The 402-nt window shown below is 73.4% G+C and carries 1 protein-coding gene; it reads left to right on the top strand.

What is annotated here, in order from left to right; translation table 11 throughout:
* The coding region (locus tag I6F37_RS43055; RefSeq protein ID WP_225154837.1) for a hypothetical protein at positions 1 to 402 on the top strand (402 nt) is incomplete at both ends.

Below are 402 nucleotides of genomic sequence, written 5' to 3'. Positions count from 1 at the left end.
GCTTCGGAGGCTGATGCGGTCCAAACGCTCGGCGTCCGACTGCATCGCCTCGGCATGTTCCGCCGCGTCGTCGAACCGGCCGGCCGCGAGCAACGCCTCGACGTGATCGGCGCGAAACCGGCTGTAGCCCGGCTCGCCGAGGCCCATCTCGTTCCCGAGCCGCTCCCATTCGGTGAACATGGTGACCGCCTGCTCGGCGTCGCCCTCGGCGAGGGCGACGAGGAGAACGAGCCCGTCGACCTCGACGGCGCCGTGGCCGGGCCCTCCGAAGGCCTGTCGCCGATGGTCGAGGCGCCCGCCGGCGACGAGGCCGAGGAGGCCCCCGGGAACGGGACGGGCGCCGGCGCCGTCGAGGTGGTCGAGACCAGCGACGCCATCGAGACCGTGGCCGAGGACGACGAC

Source organism: Bradyrhizobium sp. NBAIM08 (assembly GCF_020193935.1).
GTDB lineage: Bacteria > Pseudomonadota > Alphaproteobacteria > Rhizobiales > Xanthobacteraceae > Bradyrhizobium > Bradyrhizobium yuanmingense.
The sequence above is the reverse complement of the archived record's forward strand: the minus strand, read 5'-3'. Positions and strand labels throughout refer to the sequence as shown.